Annotated in this window: 14 protein-coding genes; 10 read left to right on the top strand and 4 right to left on the bottom strand. The window is 57.2% G+C overall.

The window, feature by feature from the left end; translation table 11 throughout:
- Positions 1-33: 33 nt before the first annotated feature.
- A complete protein-coding gene (locus MEB48_RS06365; protein WP_237882898.1) occupies positions 34-822 on the bottom strand; it encodes an MlaA family lipoprotein in 789 nt (262 codons plus the stop codon).
- A complete protein-coding gene (locus tag MEB48_RS06360) occupies positions 815-2,113 on the bottom strand; it encodes a serine/threonine protein kinase (protein ID WP_237882896.1) in 1,299 nt (432 codons plus the stop codon). The genes MEB48_RS06365 and MEB48_RS06360 overlap by 8 nt, the downstream gene beginning before the upstream one ends.
- A gap of 223 nt (positions 2,114-2,336) precedes the next feature.
- Between MEB48_RS06360 and MEB48_RS06355 the strand changes: the two genes are divergently transcribed.
- On the top strand, positions 2,337-2,705 hold the full coding sequence (locus MEB48_RS06355) for a hypothetical protein (protein WP_237882894.1): 369 nt from the start codon (positions 2,337-2,339) through the stop codon (positions 2,703-2,705).
- Between the two features lie 219 nt (positions 2,706-2,924).
- Positions 2,925-3,920 (top strand): RHS repeat-associated core domain-containing protein, encoded by a 996-nt coding sequence (locus MEB48_RS06350; protein WP_237882892.1) that lies wholly within the window; start codon positions 2,925-2,927, stop codon positions 3,918-3,920.
- 20 nt (positions 3,921-3,940) lie between these two features.
- Here MEB48_RS06350 and MEB48_RS06345 read toward each other — a convergent pair whose 3' ends face one another.
- Positions 3,941-5,548, bottom strand: coding sequence for a glycoside hydrolase family 17 protein (locus tag MEB48_RS06345; RefSeq protein ID WP_237882890.1), 1,608 nt, complete (start codon positions 5,546-5,548; stop codon positions 3,941-3,943).
- A gap of 286 nt (positions 5,549-5,834) precedes the next feature.
- On the opposite strand from MEB48_RS06345, the gene MEB48_RS06340 reads away from it, so the two are divergent.
- The 3 genes from MEB48_RS06340 (at position 5,835) to MEB48_RS06330 (ending at position 8,906) form a co-directional block, all read left to right on the top strand.
- Complete coding sequence (locus MEB48_RS06340) at positions 5,835-6,686, top strand: glycine betaine ABC transporter substrate-binding protein (protein WP_237882888.1); 852 nt, start codon at positions 5,835-5,837, stop codon at positions 6,684-6,686.
- A 253-nt stretch (positions 6,687-6,939) separates the two neighbouring features.
- A complete protein-coding gene (locus tag MEB48_RS06335) occupies positions 6,940-7,251 on the top strand; it encodes a DUF485 domain-containing protein (RefSeq protein WP_030131730.1) in 312 nt (103 codons plus the stop codon).
- Positions 7,248-8,906 carry a cation acetate symporter gene (locus MEB48_RS06330; protein WP_237882885.1) on the top strand — a complete coding sequence of 553 codons (1,659 nt, stop codon included), beginning with the start codon at positions 7,248-7,250 and terminating at the stop codon, positions 8,904-8,906. Before MEB48_RS06335 ends, MEB48_RS06330 begins: the two co-directional genes overlap by 4 nt.
- Positions 8,907-9,194: 288 nt before the next feature.
- Here the strand turns inward: MEB48_RS06330 and gltA are convergent, their stop codons facing one another.
- Complete coding sequence (gene gltA / locus MEB48_RS06325; protein ID WP_237882884.1) at positions 9,195-10,481, bottom strand: citrate synthase; 1,287 nt, start codon at positions 10,479-10,481, stop codon at positions 9,195-9,197.
- 363 nt (positions 10,482-10,844) lie between these two features.
- Here gltA and sdhC point away from each other — a divergent pair, with 363 nt between their 5' ends.
- The 5 genes from sdhC (at position 10,845) to MEB48_RS06300 (ending at position 17,164) form a co-directional block, all read left to right on the top strand.
- A complete protein-coding gene (gene sdhC / locus MEB48_RS06320; RefSeq protein WP_056852964.1) occupies positions 10,845-11,219 on the top strand; it encodes a succinate dehydrogenase, cytochrome b556 subunit in 375 nt (124 codons plus the stop codon).
- Entirely contained in the window at positions 11,213-11,581 is a 369-nt protein-coding gene (gene sdhD / locus MEB48_RS06315) for a succinate dehydrogenase, hydrophobic membrane anchor protein (RefSeq protein ID WP_153377267.1), read from the top strand. Before sdhC ends, sdhD begins: the two co-directional genes overlap by 7 nt.
- 3 nt (positions 11,582-11,584) lie before the next feature.
- The gene (sdhA, locus tag MEB48_RS06310) at positions 11,585-13,357 is read left to right on the top strand and encodes a succinate dehydrogenase flavoprotein subunit (RefSeq protein ID WP_237882882.1); all 1,773 of its coding nucleotides are present in this window, start codon (positions 11,585-11,587) and stop codon (positions 13,355-13,357) included.
- Between the two features lie 11 nt (positions 13,358-13,368).
- The gene (locus tag MEB48_RS06305) at positions 13,369-14,073 is read left to right on the top strand and encodes a succinate dehydrogenase iron-sulfur subunit (RefSeq protein WP_007898989.1); all 705 of its coding nucleotides are present in this window, start codon (positions 13,369-13,371) and stop codon (positions 14,071-14,073) included.
- Positions 14,074-14,332: 259 nt separating this feature from the next.
- On the top strand, positions 14,333-17,164 hold the full coding sequence (locus MEB48_RS06300) for a 2-oxoglutarate dehydrogenase E1 component (RefSeq protein ID WP_237882880.1): 2,832 nt from the start codon (positions 14,333-14,335) through the stop codon (positions 17,162-17,164).
- The last annotated feature ends 18 nt before the right edge of the window (positions 17,165-17,182 follow it).

Below are 17,182 nucleotides of genomic sequence, written 5' to 3'. Positions count from 1 at the left end.
CAAATCGAATGGCCTTTTTTGTTACCTACGCAATTACTCCGCAACCTGCAGCTTGCGCGACTCGGTGTACACGTAACGCACTTTCTCGTATTCGAACGGCGTGTTTAGCTGGCCGTAACGGAAGCTGGTCTGATAGCGCTTGTCAATGATGCGCAGCGCCAGGACTTCCGGGTGGTTGGAGCTGACTTCGGAAACGTTCAGGAAGTTGATCGCCGATTCGGCCGTGTAATCGACCATCAGGCCCGCGGTGTCACGCAGGTTCGACGGGCCGAGGATCGGCAGCACGAAGTAGGCGCCGCCCGGTACGCCGTAAAAGCCTAGCGTCTGGCCGAAGTCTTCGCTCTGACGCGGCAGCCCCATGGCGGTAGCCGGGTCCCACAGGCCAGCGACACCAATGGTGGTGTTGAGCAGCAGGCGCGCGGTGGTTTCCATCGAACGCTGCCCTTTGAATTGCAGCAGGCTGTTCATCAGGTTCGGTACATCGCCGACGTTGTTGAAGAAGTTGCTGACGCCGGTGCGCAGGAAACTTGGAGTGATGTAGCGATAGCCGTTGACCACCGGCAGGAATACCCATTGGTCGAAACGGTAGTTGAAGTGGTAGACGCGGCGGTTCCACTCTTCCAGCGGGTCATAGACGTTCAACGCGTTGAGCGTCGAGCGTTCGAACTCGCGTTGATCCAGCCCTGGGTTGAACTTGAGTTTACTCAGCGGTTCCTTGAAGCCGTCACTATCGACCACCACAGGTGCATTGGCTTTGCTGTTGTCGGCGTTGGCGACGCCTGCACAGAGTAACGCTGCGAGCAGCAGGGGGTACTTAGCCACGGAAAAACTCCAGCATGGCGTCGCTGTTGACGCGATAGTTGAGGTTGCCGCAATGGCCGCCCAATGGATAAACAGTCAAACGATCGCCAAAGGTCCGGCGCAGAAACCCCAGGTCGCCAGGGCCGAGGATCACGTCGTCAGCGTTGTGCATGACAGCGATTTTCGGGCTGTCGTGCAGGTAATCCTTGAGCGCATACAGGCTGACCTGATCGATCAGTTGCAACAGGCTGCCGCCGTCGGTGCGCGCGCGCCACATCGGGATGACCTGTTCGGTGAGATAACAATCGAAGTCGCATTGCAGTGCGCGTTTGAGAAAAGGTGTGAGAGTGGTGCCTTCGGTGATCGGGTATTTCGGTGGCGTGATCAGGCCGCGACGATTGATCAGGTCCGAGGTGAAGGCAATGTCGGCCGCCGAGAAGCGGAACGAAGTGCCAATCAGCATGGCCATCTGCTCGTTACTCAAATGCTGCTTGGACTGCTGGAAGTCGTAGAGCAGGGCATCGTTGAGGTCGATGTAGCCTTTTTGCTGGAAGTAACGGGTCAGTTTGTCCAGCACCAGCTCATAGAAGGTCGTGCTGTTGTTGATGCCTTTCACCTCTGTTTGTACCAGCTTGTCCAGGTTGGTAATCGAGGTGTAAAGGTTGACCGGCGGGTTGAGCAGCAAGACTTTCTTGAAATTGAAGCTGCGACGAGTTTCATCCAGGTGCGCCACAAAGGCCGCATCCAGAGCGCCGAGGCTGTAGCCGCTCAGGTAATAGTCGGTGACCGGCAGTTTCGGATTTTGCGCCCGCACGGCCTGCATTACCCGGTACATGTCTTCGGCATCTTCCTTGGTCACGCCGGGGGTGGCGAAACGCGAAGCGGCGGTCATGAAGTCGAAGCTGGTCGGCGACGACAGTTGCACCACGTGATAGCCGGCCTTGTAGTAGAGCTTTTTCAGGTACTCGTTGAGGGTGCTGTCGTAGCGGGCACCGGTGCCGGAGATCAGGAAAATCAATGGTGCCGCTTGATCTTGCGTGGCGATGCGGTAGGTGAGTTGCTTTACCGGCCAGAAGTTGTCCGGCAGGCTGAACTCGCGCTCGGGACGCATCGTGACGCTGCGGTCCGACTGATTGATGTCGTCGTCCAGCGGCAATTCCGGGCGTAACTCCGGCGGTGTCGTGGCGATGGTCGCCTCGAACGGGTTGGTCAGGGGATAGCCGTAACTGGCGGCATCAATGTCGGCCGCCGACGCGGACGCACTTAAAATCAAGCCGCCAAACAGGGCGGCGCAGCGCAAGGAACGGAGCATGACTAGATCCCTTAGAGGAAGGTGCCGAATGAAGTTCGCAGGCTATGACCACAGGATTCGCGCCAAAGTGCCATGATCGGCACCAGACAAACCTGATTTCGGAGCAACGGTAGCGGGACGATACACTTTGCAGTGATTGTCTGACCAGTTAACTGTTGTTAGCGCTTGCGTAAGGCTGTCGGGGGATTAAGCTGGCCGCCGATTTCGTTTATTGGAGTGCTTCATGTCCCGCCGTCTGCCCGTGATCCTGTTGCTCGTTCTTCTGCCATTGTGGCTGGCCGCCAGTTATGGCGCACGTTATGGCTTCATGGAGGATGCGCAATGGGTCGGCATCTGCGTTGACGAGGCCAGTCGCTGGGAATGCCAGATTCGTTCGAACCTGGGCTTTATGATTCATTTCAAGGTGCTGGGCTGGGCCGCCGTGGCCGCCGCCGCGTTCGGTTTTGTGCTGCCTGGGCGAGCGGGGTGGTGGCTGGCGGTGCTGGCGCTGGTGTTCGGGTTTCCGGCGCTGGCGTTGTACAACACCACGTTGGCGGTGTTTGCGGTGGTGATTGCTGCATTGCGTCTGGTCCGGGCTTCTCGTAGCGCTTGATGGTCAGCCTTCGCGGGCAAGCCTCGCTCCTACATGTCGACCGTGACAATTGCGTACGCCACGGACCTGTAGGAGCGAGGCTTGCCCGCGAAGAGGCCAGTAGTCACGCCAAAGAATTCACATTGTCTCCCTTCCCACCTATCAGTTCTGATAGTAGACAGTCGCCCCATTAACTCCGAATCTAATCATCAAACCCTGGATGAGAAACGGAGCAACGCCATGACGGGTCAGAGAGAAACGGTGCTGTGCCGCTATCAGTACGACCCGTTGGATCGGGTTGTGAGTTGTGCGCCGCTGAGTCAGGACAGTGTTCAGCACTTTTATCGAAAAAATCATTTGGCCACGGAAATACAGGGGACGGTGCAGTGCTCGCTGTTCGAGTACGAAGAGCAGTTATTGGCGCAGCGACAGCATCACGGGGGGCATATTGACTCCGCGTTGCTGGCTACTGATTTGCAACGTTCCATTCTGCACTTCGTAGCCGTCGGTCAGCATCAGCGTTCTGCTTATTCCGCCTATGGTCATCGTTCCCCTGAAAGTGGTTTGATCAGTCTGCTGGGATTCAATGGCGAGCGTAGGGATTCGGTGACTGGACATTATTTATTAGGGAGCGGGTACCGCGTTTTTAACCCGGTGTTGATGCGATTCCATAGCCCGGACAATCTGAGTCCGTTTGAGAAGGGTGGGGTGAATGCGTACGCATATTGCTCTGGGGATCCTGTCAATCGGGTGGATCCGACGGGCCATGTTTTTTTAGCTGCTTTCTTCGGAAAATATATGCAGCGAGCGGCAGGTTTGCCAGCGAAAGCTCTAGGCAGTGCAGCCGGACGTCCAACGAGGGTGGCGTCTAACGCTACTACCCTTGATGCTCTTGATTTGGCCAGCTCGAGTCGTTTGTTGTCGAAGAGTGTGCAGAGCAGTGATATAAAAAAATTGGGTAGTTTGTTCGATGCCAAAGAACAGGCATCCAATCAATTAAAAGCAGTCACAAAAGATCTATCGGTGCTTGAGCGCCTTGTTAAAGCTAAAGGGTTCGATCCCGCTGAAATTCCAGCGCAGCCGGCGCACAAAGCTTACATCAAGGCTCAGAACTTGTTTTCTCAGGCAGAAACTGAGCTGACGCGCGGAATGGACATACATTTTCTTAAGTATCCCGCTCAACGAAAAAACGCTGTGGAAGCTGCCCGCTGGGCAGTGAGAAGGTCTTCAATTTAGATAACAAAACCTTTAGTTGATCAACGTTCAGCTTGGATTACGTGAACCCGCAAACACCGCCACAACGCCGCCACCATCAACCCACTCACCAGCGCCCATCCCCAAGCCTGCTGGTTCTGCAAGCCTTCTTGATACAACTGCGGCGCAATGCCAGCGCCGATGATGAAGGTCAGCATGGCAATCTCCCGGCGCGGCACGCTCACCGGACGGCACAGATACACCAGCGCCGGCACGATGAACGCCACGCTCGGGAAACTGCGATAACGCGGGTCGAACACCAGTTCCAGCATCGTCACGGCCGCGGCAAAACCGGCCACCGCGACCAGCCATCCAGCCCGGCGCTCAAAGGCGTTGAATGCCTGTTCACGCCAACCAGTGCGAGTGCTCAAGGTCAGCGCAGCATGGGCCAGCACCAATAGATTCAACCCCGTCAGCAACGCCACCCACAACCATTCACTGGCAAATCGCGTGGTGACCCGAGCCAGATCGCCCCAGGCGCCGATCGAACAGGCCGCCAACGCAGCGAGCAGTGGCAGAACCAACGCCGCACGGGTGCTGCGAACGCGACCGCCGAGGATCAGCGTACCAATGAAAATCAAGCCACCCACCATCAGCCATTGCGACCAGTACGGTACGTTCGAAACAGGACCTGCCAGCACGCCCTTGTCCTGACGATCAGCATCGAACAGCCCCCAATAACCGCCAACCGCACCTTCACTGGCGCGTTTCCACGGTTGGTCGAAGGCTTCGATCAAGTTGTAATGCCAGCCTTGCTGCTCGGCCATGATCACAAAACTGCGAATGAATTTGGCTTCATTGACCCGACTCGGCAGCGCAGTTTCGCGCTGACGACCTTCGCTCGGCCAGCCGGTTTCGCCGATCATCACGTCCTTGGGGGCAAACATTTTGCCGAACATATGACGCACGTCGGCCACTTGCCCCAGGGCAACATCGACGTTCCAAGGGTGATCTTCCCAGTACGGCAGCAAATGGATAGTCAGGAAGTCCACCGCCGGAGCGATTTCCGGGTGCTTGAGCCAGAATTCCCAGACATCGGCGTAGGTCACCGGTTGTTTGACCTGACTTTTGACCTTGTTGATCAGCTTCGCCAACTGTGCGCCGGTGACTTCCTTGCGCAGCAGGGTTTCGTTACCTACGATCACTGAGGTCACGACATCGGCGTTGGCATTGGCCGAGGCGATCAACAGGTCGACCTCCTTGGCAGTGTCCACCGGGTTGCTGTTGACCCAGGCGCCGATCATCAGCTTCAAGCCGTGCTTGCGCGCCAGATCGGGGAGGGCCTCGAGGCCGGTCATGGAATAGGTGCGGATACATTCGAAACGAGTCGCCAGCAGCGCGAGGTCAGCGTCCATGCGCTCGGGGCGCAGTTTGAACGGCACATCGAACGGCGATTGGTCTTTGTCGAACGGGGTGTAGGAGGCGCATTGCAGCTTGTGCGTCGCGCTGGCCACGTCCGGCAGGATCACCGGTTTGCCGAGGCCATACCAGAAGCCGCCGAGGGCAAACAGCCCCAGCAGGCAAGCGAATAAATAAGCAAAAAAAGGAAAGCGGGATGTCGCGGGCATGGTCAGGACGTCTGGGAACAAAGCCGCGCATGTTACCTGCATTTGTCCCGGGCTTGGTGGCCTGCATGATTTTGACATGCAAAGTTCGGGCGGGGTGGCGGATGGATTTTCGACGGTTGCAATTAATGGCCTTCTGATGTCGTTTCTCGATGCCTTGAGGTCGCTGGCAGAGCAGGTCGTCGCGGGCGTCAGGTTGATCATCCAATCGTCAGTACTCCGCTGATGTTCGAACGAGTTTGCAGTGAGGCGTGATGGGGGCGCTGTGCACCATAACAATACGTTGAGCGGCTCGACATCCGTCGAGCGCAGCACTTTCGGGGAAGTAACGATGAAGATGCGACGACTCTTGGGCGCAGGTGCCGCTTTGGTGCTGGCGATCAGTTCTACGATGGCCAGCGCCGAAGGCAAGGCAGTGACTATCGGTTATGTCGATGGCTGGTCGGACAGCGTTGCCACGACCAACGTGGCCGCAGAAGTGATCAGGCAGAAACTCGGTTATGACGTGAAGCTGCAAGCCGTTGCCACCGGAATCATGTGGCAGGGCGTGGCCACCGGCAAACTCGACGCCATGCTGTCGGCGTGGCTGCCCGTGACTCACGGTGAATACTGGACCAAAAACAAGGATCAGGTCGTCGATTACGGCCCGAACTTCAAGGATGCAAAAATCGGCTTGATCGTGCCGGAGTACGTCAAGGCCAAATCGATCGAGGATCTGAAAACCGACGACAGCTTCAAGAAGCGCATCGTTGGCATCGACGCCGGTTCAGGCGTGATGCTCAAGACCGAACAGGCCATCAAGGATTACGACCTGACCGGGTATCAACTAAAGGCCAGTTCCGGCGCCGGCATGATTGCCGAGCTGACCCGTGCCGAGAAGAAAAACGAATCCATTGCCGTTACCGGTTGGGTGCCACACTGGATGTTCGCCAAGTGGAAACTGCGCTTCCTGGAAGACCCGAAAGGCGTTTATGGCGCGGCTGAAACCGTGAACAGCATCGGCAGCAAAGGCCTGGATGCCAAAGCGCCGGAAGTCGCGAAGTTCCTGAAGAACTTCCAGTGGGCGTCGAAAGACGAAATCGGCGAGGTCATGTTGGCGATTCAAGAGGGCGCCAAGCCTGAAGCCGCAGCGAAGGACTGGGTGGCCAAACACCCGGAACGCGTTGCCGACTGGATCAAATGATTTGATCTGAAGCGTCTAGTCAGCACCTATCAAGGCCCCTTGGCATAAATGCCAAGGGGCCTTTTGCATTCCTGTAGGAGCCCGGCTTGCCGGCGATGGCACCCTCAATAACGCTATCGCCGGCAAGCCGGGCTCCTACAGGGAAACGAAACCATCATGTCGTTCTAATACTAAGGTCGTCTGGAACCTGTCCGGCAGCCGCATAGAGTGGATCACGTTCCAACTTTAAATCTGTGCTGCGAGGATAAAAACAATGAACGACAGCATTTACCTCTCGATTCAAAACAGCTCGCGCTTCAAGGAGCTGGTCAGCAAGAGAGAACGATTCGCCTGGATTCTTTCAGCGATCATGCTTGGGCTGTACTCCGGATTCATCCTTCTGATTGCTTACGGGCCGCATATTCTGGGCGCGAAAATCAGCCCCGAGTCTTCGATTACCCTGGGCATTCCGATCGGCGTCGGGCTGATTGTTTCGGCCTTTATCCTGACGGGCATCTACGTGCGACGCGCCAACGGCGAATTCGACGACTTGAACAATGCGATTCTCAAGGAGGCTCAGCAATGATCCGGCGTTTAATGGCTCTATTGAGCCTCGCAGCCTTTGCACCTGGCGCCTGGGCGGCTGACGCCCTGACGGGTGCGGTGCAGAAACAACCGCTCAACGTCTCCGCGATCCTGATGTTCGTGGCGTTCGTGGGTGCAACCCTGTGCATCACTTATTGGGCATCCAAGCGTAACAACTCGGCGGCCGACTACTATGCGGCGGGCGGCAAAATCACCGGTTTCCAGAACGGTCTGGCGATTGCCGGTGACTACATGTCCGCGGCGTCCTTCCTGGGTATTTCCGCCCTGGTGTTCACCTCCGGCTACGATGGCCTGATCTACTCGATCGGCTTCCTGGTGGGCTGGCCGATCATTCTGTTCCTGATCGCCGAACGCCTGCGCAACCTGGGCAAGTACACCTTTGCCGACGTGGCGTCCTATCGCCTGGGGCAAACCCAGATCCGCTCGTTGTCGGCGTGTGGTTCGCTGGTAGTGGTGGCGTTCTACCTGATCGCGCAAATGGTCGGTGCCGGCAAGCTGATTCAGCTGCTGTTCGGCCTGGACTACCACGTTGCGGTGATTCTGGTCGGTATCCTGATGTGCCTGTACGTGCTGTTCGGCGGCATGCTGGCGACCACTTGGGTGCAGATTATCAAGGCTGTGCTGTTACTGTCCGGTGCCTCGTTCATGGCGCTGATGGTGATGAAACACGTCAACTTCGACTTCAACGCGCTGTTCTCCGAGGCGATCAAGGTTCACCCTAAAGGTGAAGCGATCATGAGCCCGGGCGGCCTGGTGAAAGATCCGATCTCGGCGTTCTCCCTCGGCCTGGCACTGATGTTCGGTACTGCTGGCCTGCCACACATCCTGATGCGCTTCTTCACCGTGAGCGACGCTAAAGAAGCGCGTAAAAGCGTGCTGTATGCAACCGGCTTCATTGGCTACTTCTACATCCTGACCTTCATCATCGGCTTCGGCGCGATCCTGCTGGTCAGCACCAACCCGGCCTTTAAAGACGCGGCTGGCGCGCTGTTGGGTGGCAACAACATGGCGGCGGTGCATTTGGCCAACGCAGTGGGTGGCAGTGTGTTCCTGGGCTTCATCTCGGCAGTGGCGTTCGCGACCATTCTGGCGGTGGTTGCCGGTTTGACCCTGGCCGGTGCTTCGGCGGTGTCCCATGACCTGTATGCCAGTGTGATCAAGAAGGGCAAGGCCAACGAGAAGGACGAGATCCGCGTCTCGAAAATCACCACCATCGCCCTGGCAGTGCTGGCGATCGGCCTCGGCATTCTGTTCGAGAAGCAAAACATCGCGTTCATGGTGGGCCTGGCGTTCTCCATCGCGGCGAGCTGCAACTTCCCGGTGCTGCTGCTTTCCATGTACTGGAAGAAGCTGACGACGCGCGGTGCGATGATCGGCGGCTGGCTGGGTCTGGTCAGTGCTGTTGGCTTGATGGTGCTGGGGCCAACCATTTGGGTGCAGATCCTGGGTCACGAGAAGGCGATCTTCCCGTATGAATACCCGGCGCTGTTCTCGATGATCATTGCCTTTATCGGGATCTGGTTCTTCTCGATTACCGACAAATCCACAGCGGCTGACAATGAGCGGGCGCTGTTCTTCCCACAATTCGTTCGTTCGCAGACCGGGTTGGGGGCGAGTGGGGCGGTATCGCACTAAGGCTTTGAGTTTCTATATATAAGCTGAGCTACACAAAATGCCCTGGTCGAGAGATCGGGGCATTTTTATTGGGCGCTCATTGTCTCTGTAGGAGCGAGGCTTGCCCGCGAAGGCGGTCTGATAGCCGACCGGGCTATTTGATCGTGTACATATCCGTTTCTGCAGAAGCGGATATGTTCACAATCAAAGAGTTAATCGCCACTTGGCCCAAACAAAAACGGCCCCTATCTAAATAGAGGCCGTTTCCGGTACAGCTCAGCTCAAGACATTATCGTAAAACAGGTCTTGTTAGCGGTCTTCCAGCTTGGTGATATCACGCGACTCATAGCCAGTGTACAACTGACGCGGACGGCCAATCTTGTACGGGCTGGAGAGCATTTCTTTCCAGTGGGAGATCCAGCCGACAGTCCGCGCCAGAGCGAAGATCACAGTGAACATACTGGTCGGAATGCCGATCGCCTTGAGAATGATCCCCGAGTAGAAGTCTACGTTCGGGTACAGCGAGCGTTCGATGAAGTACGGGTCGGTCAGGGCGATCTCTTCCAGGCGCATGGCCAGTTCGAGTTGCGGATCGTTGGTGATACCCAGTTCTTTCAGTACTTCGTCGCAGGTCTGCTTCATGACGGTAGCGCGTGGGTCGCGGTTTTTGTAAACCCGGTGACCGAAGCCCATCAATTTGAACGGATCGTTCTTGTCCTTGGCCTTGGCGATGTACTTGTCGATGTTCGAAACATCGCCAATCTCGTCAAGCATGGTCAGAACGGCTTCGTTCGCACCGCCGTGGGCAGGGCCCCACAATGCAGCGATGCCAGCGGCGATACAGGCGAACGGGTTGGCGCCCGACGAACCGGCCAGACGTACCGTAGAAGTCGATGCGTTCTGCTCGTGGTCGGCATGGAGGATGAAGATTCGGTCCATGGCCTTGGCGAGTACCGGGCTGATCGGTTTGATCTCGCACGGGGTGTTGAACATCATGTGCAGGAAGTTTTCCGCGTACGACAGGTCGTTGCGCGGGTACATCATGGGTTGGCCCATGGAGTACTTGTAAACCATTGCAGCCAGGGTCGGCATCTTGGCAACCAGGCGGATCGCGGAGATTTCGCGATGCTGCGGGTTATTGATGTCGAGGGAGTCGTGGTAGAAGGCCGAGAGGGCGCCCACTACGCCGCACATGACGGCCATCGGGTGGGCGTCGCGACGAAAGCCGTTGAAGAAGGTCTTCAACTGCTCGTGAACCATGGTGTGGTTCTTCACGGTGCCGACGAACTGGGCCTTCTGTTCCGCGGTCGGCAATTCGCCGTTGAGCAACAGGTAGCAGGTTTCCAGGTAGTCCGACTTTTCAGCCAGCTGTTCGATCGGGTAGCCGCGGTGCAGCAGAATGCCGTTGTCGCCGTCGATATAGGTGATCTTCGACTCGCAGGAGGCGGTCGACATGAAACCAGGGTCAAAGGTGAAACGGCCCGTGGCCGTCAGGCCCCGAACGTCGATAACATCGGGACCAACGGTGCCGGTTAAAATGGGCAGCTCGACGGGGGCTGCGCCCTCGATGATCAACTGCGCTTTTTTGTCAGCCATGTGGCCTCCTATTTATGCTTGAAATCATCAGACAGACCCCCCACGCAGGGCCCGCACCACTATAGTGAGATAAATTCGAATGTCAATTTGCCTAAAGTCTTGCTCCAGAAGGCTTTAACCGGACTTTTTTCTCGAAAATGACTGCCGTTTACGCCTTTTATCCCACTTGTGCAATCAGCTATTAGGGGAAGGTGAACGCGTTGTCATTAGTAGCCTAACTGTCTATACTCGGCCACCGACCGCCAGGGGCTTTTGGGCCAGCTTTATTGGGGGTCGCATCCCTGGGTGGTGGTTACCTGACCAGTGCACTCCCCAACAACTTTGCCCTGATTGTTAGGGGCTCTTCAGTGTGAAAAAAAAGCCGTGAAAAGCCAACGACCTGTAAACCTAGACCTAAGGACCATCAAACTCCCCATCACCGGCGTTACGTCGTTCCTTCACCGTGTTTCCGGCATCATCCTCTTCCTGGGCCTTGGCTTCATGCTGTATGCATTGGGCAAGTCTCTGGGTTCCGAGGAAGGTTTTGCCGACGTGAAGGCATGCTTGACCAGCCCGCTGGCCAAGTTCGTAGCATGGGGCCTCCTGTCCGCTCTTCTGTATCACCTGGTAGCCGGTGTGCGCCATTTGATCATGGATATGGGCATCGGTGAGACGCTGGAAGGCGGCCGCCTGGGCTCGAAAATTATCATCGCCGTATCCGTGGTGTTGATCGTTCTGGCAGGAGTTTGGATATGGTAACCAGCGTTACAAACCTTTCGCGTTCGGGCCTCTATGACTGGATGGCACAGCGTGTGTCTGCGGTTGTTCTCGCGGCTTATTTCATTTTCCTGATCGGATACCTCGTTGCGAACCCTGGCATTGGCTACGCCCAATGGCACGACCTGTTCGCAAGCAACTGGATGCGTATCTTCAGTCTGCTGGCCCTGGTGGCCCTGGGCGCTCACGCCTGGGTCGGCATGTGGACCATCGCGACTGACTACCTTACGCCGATGGCGCTGGGCAAGTCCGCGACTGCAGTACGTTTCCTTTTCCAGGCAGTATGCGGCGTTGCGATGTTCGCTTACTTCGTCTGGGGTGTGCAGATTCTCTGGGGTATCTGATTCATGGCTAACATTCCAACGATTTCTTTCGACGCCATCATTATTGGTGGCGGCGGTGCCGGCATGCGCGCAGCGCTGCAACTGGCGCAAGGCGGTCACAAGACTGCCGTGATCACCAAGGTTTTCCCGACTCGTTCGCACACCGTATCGGCCCAGGGCGGCATCACCTGCGCCATCGCGTCTGCCGATCCGAACGATGACTGGCGCTGGCACATGTACGATACCGTCAAGGGTTCCGACTATATCGGTGACCAGGACGCTATCGAATACATGTGTCAGGAAGGCCCGGCTGCGGTATATGAGCTGGACCACATGGGTATGCCGTTCTCCCGTACCGAACAGGGTCGTATCTACCAGCGTCCATTCGGCGGTCAGTCGAAGGATTACGGTAAAGGCGGGCAGGCTGCCCGTACCTGCGCCGCTTCCGACCGTACCGGTCACGCGCTGCTGCACACCCTTTATCAGGGCAACCTGAAAGCCGGCACCACGTTCCTTAACGAGTACTACGCTGTTGATCTGGTGAAAAACCAGGACGGCGCATTCGTTGGCGTGATTGCCATCTGCATCGAAACCGGCGAAACCACCTACATCCGTGCCAAGGCCACCGTACTGGCCACCGGCGGTGCAGGTCGCATCTACGCTTCGACCACCAACGCCCTGATCAACACCGGTGACGGCGTTGGTATGGCGCTGCGTGCAGGCGTTCCGGTACAAGACATCGAAATGTGGCAGTTCCACCCGACCGGCATCGCCGGCGCCGGTGTACTGGTCACCGAAGGTTGCCGTGGTGAAGGTGGTTACCTGATCAACAAGCACGGCGAGCGTTTCATGGAGCGTTATGCTCCGAACGCCAAAGACCTTGCCGGTCGTGACGTTGTTGCCCGTTCGATGGTCAAGGAAATCATCGCCGGCAACGGTTGCGGCCCGAATGGCGACCACGTGATGCTCAAACTCGACCACCTGGGCGAGGAAGTGCTGCACAGCCGTCTGCCAGGTATCTGCGAACTGTCCAAGACTTTCGCACACGTTGACCCGGTAGTCGCTCCGGTTCCGGTCGTTCCGACCTGCCACTATATGATGGGCGGCGTTGCCACCAACATTCATGGCCAGGCGATGACTCAGGACGCCGATGGCGTAGACACCATCATTCCAGGCCTGTTCGCGGTCGGTGAAGTGGCGTGCGTATCGGTTCACGGTGCCAACCGTCTGGGTGGTAACTCGTTGCTCGACCTGGTGGTATTCGGCCGTGCTGCCGGCCTGCACCTGGAAAAAGCGCTGACCGACGGTATCGAATACGACGACGCTACTGACGCCGATATCGAAGCTGCCCTGGCACGCCTGTCCGCTCTGAACGAGCGTACTGAAGGTGAAGACGTGGCAACCCTGCGTCGCGAACTGCAAAGCTGCATGCAGAACTACTTCGGTGTGTTCCGTACCGGCGAATACATGCAGAAGGGTATTGCTCAGCTGGCTGATCTGCGTGGCCGTATCGCCAACGTCAAGATCAACGACAAGAGCCAGGCGTTCAACACCGCGCGTATCGAAGCGCTGGAACTGCAGAACCTGCTGGAAGTGGCCGAAGCCACCGCCATCGCCGCAGAAGTGCGCAAAGAGTCCCGCGGTGCTCACGCCCGTGAAGACTTCGAAGACCGTGACGACGAAAACTGGCTGTGCCACACCCTGTACTTCCCGGGTGACAAGCGCGTAACCAAACGTGCTGTGAACTTCTCGCCGAAGACTGTTCCGACTTTTGAACCTAAGATTCGGACTTATTAAGGGTGGCCGCCATGTTGCAAGTTAGTGTTTATCGTTACAACCCTGATCAGGACGCTGCGCCGTTCATGCAGGAATTCCAGGTTGATACCGGTGGTAAAGACCTGATGGTGCTGGACGTGCTGGCCCTGATCAAAGAGCAGGACGAAGGTTTCTCCTATCGTCGCTCTTGCCGTGAAGGTGTTTGCGGTTCCGACGGCATGAACATCAACGGCAAAAACGGTCTGGCGTGCATCACGCCGCTGTCTGCCGTCGTAAAACGCAACAAGCTGATCGTTCGTCCGCTGCCAGGTTTGCCGGTTATTCGTGACCTGGTCGTCGATATGAGCATCTTCTACAAGCAATACGAAAAGGTTAAGCCATACCTGCAGAACGACACGCCGGCTCCGGCCATCGAGCGTCTGCAGTCCCCTGAAGAGCGTGAAAAGCTCGACGGTCTGTACGAGTGCATCCTGTGCGCTTGCTGCTCGACTTCGTGCCCGTCCTTCTGGTGGAACCCGGACAAGTTCCTGGGTCCGGCTGCTCTGCTGCAAGCTTATCGCTTCCTGGCAGACAGCCGCGACAACAAGACATCCGAGCGTCTGGCTTCGCTGGATGACCCGTTCAGCGTATTCCGCTGCCGGGGCATCATGAACTGCGTCAACGTTTGTCCGAAAGGCCTGAACCCGACTAAGGCCATCGGTCACATCCGTAACATGCTGCTGCAAAGCGGCGTGTGATTCAGCTGCTGTAACCGTAGACCGCTGTAACCGAAGAGGCTGTGGCGCGGGCTTCAACCCGCGTCATGGCTATAACCAGAGCAGCAGCCATAAGCTGCGGCTCTTATTTTGAAGAAATGAGACAAGCAGGGGCATCCGGGCTGGTACCCGGACTATCAGCGTGATCCTAAGTGGCTTGTTTTAGTCGCTGCATTCGGACTTCTGCAAGTTTTCTCGGTGTCGACGCCGGTGGTGTTCCCCTAACCGAGGGTGACCAAGCATGCAAGAAAGCGTGATGCAGCGCATGTGGAACAGCGCCTACCTATCTGGTAGTAACGCTGCCTATGTGGAAGAGCTCTACGAGCTCTACCTGCACGACCCTAACGCTGTGCCAGAAGAGTGGCGCACCTACTTCCAGAAGTTGCCTGCTGATGGCAACACTGCTACCGATGTTTCGCACTCCACGATTCGCGATCATTTCGTCTTGCTGGCAAAGAACCAGCGCCGCGCCCAACCGGTTTCCGCCGGCAGCGTGAGCAGTGAGCACGAGAAGAAGCAAGTTGAAGTGCTGCGATTGATCCAGGCCTACCGTATGCGTGGCCACCAGGCAGCCCAGCTTGACCCGCTGGGGCTGTGGCAGCGTCCTGCACCTGCAGACCTGTCAATCAATCATTACGGCTTGACCAATGCCGATCTTGATACGACCTTCCGTGCCGGCGACCTGTTCATCGGCAAAGAGGAGGCGAGCCTACGCGAAATTCACGAAGCGTTGCAGCAGACATATTGCCGCACCATCGGCGCTGAATTTACGCACATCGTCGATTCCGAGCAGCGCCAGTGGTTCCAGCAGCGTCTGGAAAGCGTGCGCGGCCGTCCGACGTACTCTGCCGATATCAAGGGCCACTTGCTTGAGCGCGTTACCGCGGCTGAAGGCCTGGAAAAATACCTGGGCACCAAATACCCGGGCACCAAGCGTTTCGGTCTGGAAGGGGGCGAGAGCCTGATTCCGTTGCTCGACGAGCTGATCCAGCGTTCCGGTTCCTACGGCACCAAGGAAATCGTGATCGGCATGGCCCACCGTGGTCGTCTGAACGTGCTGGTCAATACCTTCGGCAAGAACCCGCGCGAGCTGTTCGACGAGTTCGAAGGCAAGAAGAAGGTCGAACTGGGTTCCGGTGACGTTAAATATCACCAGGGCTTCTCGTCCAACGTCATGACCACCGGCGGTGAAGTTCACCTGGCCATGGCTTTCAACCCGTCTCACCTGGAAATCGTTTCTCCAGTGGTCGAAGGTTCGGTCCGCGCCCGTCAGGATCGTCGTAACGACCCTACCGGTGAAAAGGTTCTGCCGATTTCCATCCACGGTGACGCAGCATTCGCCGGTCAAGGCGTGGTCATGGAAACCTTCCAGATGTCGCAGACCCGCGGCTTCAAGACTGGCGGCACGATCCACCTGGTGATCAACAACCAGGTCGGCTTCACCATCAGCAATCCGGAAGACTCGCGTTCCACCGAGTACTGCACCGACGTCGCGAAAATGATCCAGGCGCCGATCCTCCATGTGAATGGTGATGATCCGGAAGCTGTATTGTTCGTGACCCAGCTGGCCATCGACTACCGCATGCAGTACAAGCGCGACGTGGTGATCGACCTGGTCTGCTACCGTCGTCGCGGCCACAACGAGGCCGACGAGCCAAGCGGCACCCAGCCTCTGATGTATCAGCAGATCACCAAACAGCGCACCACCCGTGAACTGTATGCCGATCGTCTGACCCAGAGCGGTGTACTGGACGTTGAGCGTGTTCAGGCGAAAGTCGACGAATACCGCAACGCGCTGGACAACGGTCTGCACGTAGTAAAAAGCCTGGTCAAAGAGCCGAACAAAGAGTTGTTCGTGGACTGGCGTCCGTATCTGGGCCATGCCTGGACCGCGCGTCACGACACTCGCTTCGATCTGAAAACCTTGCAGGAACTGTCCGCCAAGCTGCTGGAAATTCCGGAAGGCTTCGTGGTTCAGCGCCAGGTCTCGAAAATCTACGAAGACCGTCAGAAGATGCAAGCGGGCGGCCTGCCGATCAACTGGGGTTACGCCGAAACCATGGCGTACGCGACCCTGGCGTTCGAAGGTCACCCGATCCGCATGACGGGTCAGGACATCGGTCGCGGTACGTTCTCGCACCGTCACGCCGTCCTGCACAACCAGAAAGACGCCGGCAGCTACATTCCTCTGCAGAACCTGTACAAAGGTCAGCCACGCTTCGACCTGTACGATTCGTTCCTGTCTGAAGAGGCGGTTCTGGCGTTCGAATACGGTTATTCGACTACCGAGCCAAATGCGCTGGTTATCTGGGAAGCCCAGTTCGGCGACTTCGCCAACGGCGCTCAAGTGGTTATCGACCAGTTCATCACCAGTGGCGAGCACAAGTGGGGCCGTCTTTGCGGTCTGACCATGCTGCTGCCGCACGGTTATGAAGGTCAGGGTCCGGAGCACTCTTCGGCTCGTCTGGAGCGTTACCTGCAACTGTGCGCCGAGCACAACATTCAGGTAGCCGTGCCGACCACGCCGGCCCAGATCTACCACTTGCTGCGTCGTCAGGTGATTCGCCCGCTGCGCAAGCCACTGATCGTCCTGACGCCGAAATCGCTGTTGCGTCATAAACTGGCCATCTCGACCCTGGAAGATCTGGCCGAAGGTTCGTTCCAGACCGTTATCCCGGAAATCGATGCCCTGGACCCGAAAAAGGTCGAGCGTGTTGTTCTGTGTAGCGGCAAGGTCTACTACGACCTGCTGGAAAAACGCCGTGCCGAAGGTCGTGACGACATCGCCATCGTGCGTATCGAGCAGCTGTACCCATTCCCTGAGGACGACTTGAACGAAGTCCTGGCTCCTTATACCAACCTCAAACATATCGTTTGGTGTCAGGAAGAGCCGATGAACCAGGGTGCCTGGTACTGCAGCCAACACCACATGCGCCGCATCGTTGGCAATCACGACAAGTCTCTCGTACTCGAGTACGCGGGCCGTGAGGCTTCTGCTGCACCTGCTTGTGGTTACGCATCGATGCACGCTGAGCAGCAAGAACAACTGCTGCAAGACGCCTTTACTGTTTAACGCCTTCGCGCACCTGAA

Origin of the sequence: Pseudomonas sp. PGPR40 (genome assembly GCF_022014505.1) — a bacterium.
GTDB lineage: Bacteria > Pseudomonadota > Gammaproteobacteria > Pseudomonadales > Pseudomonadaceae > Aquipseudomonas.
The sequence above is the reverse complement of the archived record's forward strand: the minus strand, read 5'-3'. Positions and strand labels throughout refer to the sequence as shown.

Coding starts and splice junctions, on each gene's coding strand:
- sdhD (WP_153377267.1), top strand. CDS start 11,213: ATGGTAACCAGCGTTACAAACCTTTCGCGTTCGGGCCTCTATGACTGG.
- MEB48_RS06330 (WP_237882885.1), top strand. CDS start 7,248: ATGATCCGGCGTTTAATGGCTCTATTGAGCCTCGCAGCCTTTGCACCT.
- sdhA (WP_237882882.1), top strand. CDS start 11,585: ATGGCTAACATTCCAACGATTTCTTTCGACGCCATCATTATTGGTGGC.
- MEB48_RS06350 (WP_237882892.1), top strand. CDS start 2,925: ATGACGGGTCAGAGAGAAACGGTGCTGTGCCGCTATCAGTACGACCCG.
- gltA (WP_237882884.1), bottom strand. CDS start 10,481: ATGGCTGACAAAAAAGCGCAGTTGATCATCGAGGGCGCAGCCCCCGTC.
- MEB48_RS06300 (WP_237882880.1), top strand. CDS start 14,333: ATGCAAGAAAGCGTGATGCAGCGCATGTGGAACAGCGCCTACCTATCT.
- MEB48_RS06345 (WP_237882890.1), bottom strand. CDS start 5,548: ATGCAGGTAACATGCGCGGCTTTGTTCCCAGACGTCCTGACCATGCCC.
- MEB48_RS06360 (WP_237882896.1), bottom strand. CDS start 2,113: ATGCTCCGTTCCTTGCGCTGCGCCGCCCTGTTTGGCGGCTTGATTTTA.
- MEB48_RS06335 (WP_030131730.1), top strand. CDS start 6,940: ATGAACGACAGCATTTACCTCTCGATTCAAAACAGCTCGCGCTTCAAG.
- MEB48_RS06340 (WP_237882888.1), top strand. CDS start 5,835: ATGAAGATGCGACGACTCTTGGGCGCAGGTGCCGCTTTGGTGCTGGCG.
- MEB48_RS06305 (WP_007898989.1), top strand. CDS start 13,369: ATGTTGCAAGTTAGTGTTTATCGTTACAACCCTGATCAGGACGCTGCG.
- MEB48_RS06355 (WP_237882894.1), top strand. CDS start 2,337: ATGTCCCGCCGTCTGCCCGTGATCCTGTTGCTCGTTCTTCTGCCATTG.